The organism is Frateuria sp., from assembly GCF_013362045.1.
Lineage (GTDB): Bacteria > Pseudomonadota > Gammaproteobacteria > Xanthomonadales > Rhodanobacteraceae > Frateuria_A.
In genome coordinates, this window is the sequence record NZ_JABFWW010000094.1 from 1 (window position 1) to 5,070 (window position 5,070).

A 5,070-nucleotide genomic window follows, 5' to 3' on the forward strand; every position below is an offset into this window, starting at 1 on the left:
GGTGCCAGCGTTTCGACGCGCGCCTCGCGCACCGGCGGCGGAGGGGGCGGCGGTGCGGCGGAACCTGCGGCTGGCAGCGCCGGAGGCATCGCAGCTTGCGCCGGCGCCGCGCCGTGCCGTGCGGCCTCGCGCACCAGCGCCTCGTCATAGTCGACCGCGGCGATGATCTCGATGCCCTCGTCCAGCCGGCGCGTGGACAGGATCACCGCATCGGGCCCCTGCTCCTCGCGCACTTCGCGCATCGCCTGGCGCATGTCGGGCGCGACGAAACGTTTGATCTTCATCAGTGCTTGCTCCGCAAGCGGGGGAACGCGGAACGGGCGGCATCACCGGCAAGGCGAACCCGGGAGGCGCGTTCCGGGCGGGCGCCTGCCGGCACCCTACGAACCGCCCGTTTTTCGTGCCCCGTGCCCCGTGCCCGCTTCAGCAGAACCATCGCGCCTTCTCCCGGCCTCAACGCCCCAAGGCTTGGACCAGCCGCACCCTGCGGTTGTCCGGCACCTCGTTGTAGGCCAGCACGTGCAGGTTCTGTGCCACGTGCCGGGTGAAGCGCGCGAGCCATGGACGCAGCTGCGGCGGCACCAGCAGCACGGCCGCCTCGCCGCTCATTTCCTGGCGGCGCGCGGCATCGGCGACGCTCTGCTGCAGGCGGTCGGCCAGCCCCGGCTCCACCGCCGCGCCCGCCACGCCGCCGCCGGACAGCGAATTCATGAGGATCTGCTCCAGTTCCGGCGCCAGCGTGATCACCGGCACCTCGGTGCCCAGGCCGGTGATCTCCTGCACGATCTGCCGGCCCAGCGCCACGCGCACGGCGGCGGTGAGCATGCCGGGATCCTGACTCTGCCCCGCGTTCTCCGCCAAGGATTCGACGATGGTGCGCATGTTGCGGATCGGCACCCGTTCGGCCAGCAGGTTCTGCAGCACCTTGACCACCACGCCGAGCGAAAGCCGCTTGGGCACCAGGTCCTCGACCAGCTTGGGCGCCGTCTGCGCCAGGCGGTCGAGCAGCTGCTGCACGTCCTGGTGGCTGATCAGTTCGTGCGCATGGGTCTGCAGGATGTGCGACAGATGCGTGGCGACCACGGTGGCCGGGTCGACCACGGTATAGCCCAAACTCTGCGCCATCTCGCGCTGGCCCTGCTCGATCCATACCGCCTCGAGGCCGAACGCCGGGTCCTGGGTCTGGATGCCCTGCAGCGGCCCGTGCACGCGGCCGGGGTTGATCGCCAGCAGGCGCTCGTTGTGCACCTCCGCCTCGCCCATCGGCACGCCCATCAGGGTGATGCGGTAGGTGTTGGGGCCGAGATCGAGGTTGTCGCGGATGTGCACCGCCGGCACCAGGAAGCCGAATTCCTGCGACAGCTTGCGGCGCACCGACTTGATCCGCCCCATCAGTTCGCCGCCCTGGTGGGTGTCCACCAGCGGGATCATCCGGTAGCCCACTTCCAGGGCCAGCGGGTCGACGCTGGCCACGTCGTCCCAGTTGAGCTCCATGCGCTCGGCCGGCACCGTCGCAGCCGCGGCGGCCGGCTCGTCGACCGCGGCCGCCAGCTGCGCGCGCGTCTCGCGCTCGCGCTTGAGCATCAGCCACGCCGCACCGCCGCAGCAGCCGCCCAGCAGCAGGAAGGCCAGGTTGGGCATGCCCGGAATCAGCCCCATCACGCCCAGCACCGCGCCGGCCACGGCCAGCGCGCGCGGCTGGCCGAACACCTGGCCGAGCACCTGCTTGCCCATGTCCTGCGACTTGGACACGCGGGTGACGATCACCGCCGTGGCGATCGAGAGCATCAGCGCCGGCACTTGTGCGACCAGGCCGTCGCCGATGGTCAGCAACGTATAGGTGCGGGCCGACTCGCTGGCCGGCAGGCCGTGCTGGAACATGCCGACGAAGAAGCCGCCGACGATGTTGATGAAGAGGATCAGGATGCCGGCGGTGGCGTCGCCGCGGACGAACTTGGACGCACCGTCCATCGAGCCGTAGAAGTCCGCTTCCTCGCGCACTTCCTGGCGGCGCTCGCGGGCCTGTTCCTGGGTCAGCAGGCCGGCGTTGAGATCGGCGTCGATCGCCATCTGCTTGCCGGGCATCGCGTCCAGGGTGAAGCGGGCGGTCACTTCCGACACGCGGGTCGCGCCCTTGGTGACCACCACGAAGTTGATGATGGTGAGGATCGCGAACACCACCAGGCCGACCGCGAAGTTGCCGCCGATCACGAACTCGCCGAACGCCTCGATCACCTTGCCGGCCGCCCCCGGGCCGTCGTGGCCGTGCAGAAGCACCACGCGGGTCGAGGCGATGTTCAGGGCGAGACGTAAAAGCGTCGCCATCAGCACGACCGTCGGAAAAGCGGCGAATTCCAGCGGCCGCATCACGTAGATCACCGCCAACAAAATGACGAGCGACAGCGCGATGTTGAAGCTGAACAGCATGTCCAGCAGGAACGGCGGCATCGGCAGCATGACCATCGCCAGCATGGCCAGCATCACGATCGGTGCGCCTACGCCACGGCGGCCCAGCTGCTTGAGGTTTTCCATTGCGCCAGCGGCGGCCATCTGCGCTTTCCTTTAGAGCTTGTAGGGGCCCATCAGGTCCGGATCGACCTCGGGCCGGGGCGCCGGCGGCGGCTCGTCGCCCCGTTCCGTCGCCTGCTTCAGCTGGTAGACGTAGGCCAGCACCTGCGCCACCGCCACGTACAGCGAGACCGGGATTTCCCGGCCCAGCGAGGTGGTGGCATACAAGGCGCGTGCCAGCGGCGGGGCCTCGACCATCGGGATGCGGTGGCCGCTGGCCACCAGGCGGATCTGCTGGGCGAGCACGTCCACGCCCTTGGCGATCACCCGCGGCGCGCCGGCGCCGCTCTCGTCGTACTTGAGCGCGACGGCGAAGTGGGTGGGGTTGGTCACCAGCACGTCGGCCTTGGGCAGCTCCTGCATCATCCGGCGACGCGACATCTCGAACTGCACCTGCCGGATGCGGCCCTTGAGCTCGGGGTTGCCCTCGGTCTCCTTGGCCTCGTCCTTGAGCTCCTGGCGGGTCATGCGCAGGCGCTTGGCATGGTCGAACTTCTGGTAGAGCGCATCGGCGCCGCCGATCAGCGCCAGCAGCGCACCGAACAGCAGCGCGGCGCGGCCCAGCAGCGACAGCGAACGGGCGATGCCGAGCGCCACGTCGGCACGGCCCAGCGCCTGCAGTTCGTCGACCGAGTGCTTCAGCAGCAGCGCCAGCGCCGCGCCGATGAACAGCAGCTTCAGCAGCGCCTTGCCCAGTTCCACCAGTCCGCGCATGGCGAAGATGCGCCCCAGGCCCGCCAGCGGATCGAGCCGGTCGAACTTCGGCTGCAACGCCTGGCCGCTGAAGCTGATGCCGCCCAGCAGCATCGGGCCGGCGAACACCGCCAGCAGCGTGGCCAGCGCCACCGGCATGAACAGCATCAAGGCCTCGCGCACCGCCATGCCGAGCACGCGGGCGGGCAGCGCGTCGGAGAACAGCGCATCGCGGCCGTAGGACAACCCCAGGCGATAGATGGCGCGCGCATGGACCATCGCCTGCTCACTGCCCGATAGCAGCGCGGCGACGCCGGCCAGCACCACCAGCGCGCCGGAGAGATCGCGCGATCGCGGTACGTCGCCTTTCTCGCGCGCTTCCTTGAGGCGTTTTTCGGAAGGTTGTTCGGTGCGTTCCTGGTCGTCGTTCTCGGCCATGGGATCGTCAGCCTCCCACCAGCTCGTGCATCAGCGACCAGGCGCTTTCCTGCAGCGTGTCGAACGCTCCGGGGAGCGCGCGCAGGCCCAGCCACAGTGCGATCGAACCCAGGCACAGGGTGATCGGAAAACCCACCGCGAAGAGGTTCATCGACGGCGCCGCACGGCTGATCGCGGCGAAGCCGATGTTCACCACCAGCAATGCGGTCACCGCCGGCAGCGCCACGCGCACCGCACCGGCGAACAGGTGCGCCCCGAACGACACCACCGCGTGCAGGCCATCGGCATTGATCGCGACCGGACCGGGCGGCAGCGTGCGGAAGCTGTCGGCCAGCAGTTCGATCAGCCGCAGGTGGCCGTTGAGCGCCAGGAACAGCAGCGTCACCAGCACCGTGTAGAACTGGCTGAGCACCGGCGTGCTGCCGCCCCCCGCCGGGTTGACGATCTCGGCGAACCCTAAGCTCATGCCCTGCCCCACCAGCTCGCCGCCGAAGGCCACCGCCTCGAACACCAGCTTGAGCACGAAGCCGACTGAGGCCCCGACCAGGATCTGACTGACCATGGTCGCCACCCCCGGCGCGCTCAGCGGATCGACCGCCGCCGGCGCGAGCGGAGCCAGCACCAGCGTCAGCATCAGTACCAGTCCCACGCGGATACGCGCAGGAATCATCGGCGCGCCCAGCACCGGCGCGATGAGGCACAGTCCGCCGACCCGGCCCATCGCCCACAGCAGGCCACCCAGCCAGTTCTCGAGCTGGGCGAGGTCGACCGTGGTCACTTCACCGTCCCGGGCAACCCCTCGATCAGCTGCCGCGTGAACTGCACCAGCGTGCGCAGCATCCAAGGCCCGGTGATCAGCGCCACCACGGCCATCGCGATCAGCTTGGGAATGAACGAGAGCGTCATCTCGTTGATCTGCGTGGCCGCCTGGATCACGCCGATGAGCAGGCCCACGGCCAGCGCGGTGAGCAGCAGCGGCGCGGCCACCAGGATCGCCACGTAGAGCGCGTGCTGGCCGAAGGCGATGACGGATTCGGGTGTCATGGGACGGGGCGGAAAACGGGGGATGGAGAACGAAACGCGCCGCGCACCGCTCCCTCTCTCCCGGCCACGCCGGGGGAGAGGGCTGGGGAGAGGGGAAGGCCCTTGCCTTGGCCTTCAGCGGTTGCAGCGAAACGCAGGTCGGGCACCACAGACCTGAGAAGACTTTTCAGAAGCAGGCCGGCGGCCGACAGAGGCGAACGAGCGAAAGGCCTCCCCCTCTCCCCAACCCGCTCCCCCGGCTGGGGCCGGGGGAGAGGGAGCTGGTGGGCTGAGGCGCGCCTGCCGCTCATGTGTAGAAACTCCCCGCCAGCGTGCCGACCAGCAGCG

Annotated in this window: 4 protein-coding genes and 1 pseudogene; all 5 read right to left on the reverse strand. The window is 69.5% G+C overall.

Translation table 11 applies throughout. From position 1 onward, the window contains the following. Nucleotides 1-284 (reverse strand): annotated as a pseudogene (locus tag HOQ08_RS04630) (flagellar biosynthesis protein FlhF); the annotation flags it as partial. 169 nt (nt 285-453) lie between these two features. Next, a complete protein-coding gene (gene flhA / locus HOQ08_RS04635) occupies nt 454-2,550 on the reverse strand; it encodes a flagellar biosynthesis protein FlhA (protein WP_291192135.1) in 2,097 nt (698 codons plus the stop codon). A gap of 12 nt (nt 2,551-2,562) precedes the next feature. Continuing rightward, the gene (gene flhB, locus HOQ08_RS04640; protein ID WP_291192137.1) at nt 2,563-3,699 is read right to left on the reverse strand and encodes a flagellar biosynthesis protein FlhB; all 1,137 of its coding nucleotides are present in this window, start codon (nt 3,697-3,699) and stop codon (nt 2,563-2,565) included. 7 nt (nt 3,700-3,706) lie between these two features. Further along, on the reverse strand, nt 3,707-4,477 hold the full coding sequence (gene fliR / locus HOQ08_RS04645; RefSeq protein WP_291192139.1) for a flagellar biosynthetic protein FliR: 771 nt from the start codon (nt 4,475-4,477) through the stop codon (nt 3,707-3,709). After that, nucleotides 4,474-4,743, reverse strand: a complete 270-nt coding sequence (fliQ, locus tag HOQ08_RS04650) for a flagellar biosynthesis protein FliQ (protein ID WP_291192141.1) — start codon at nt 4,741-4,743, stop codon at nt 4,474-4,476. The genes fliR and fliQ overlap by 4 nt, the downstream gene beginning before the upstream one ends. Between the last annotated feature and the right edge of the window lie 327 nt (nt 4,744-5,070).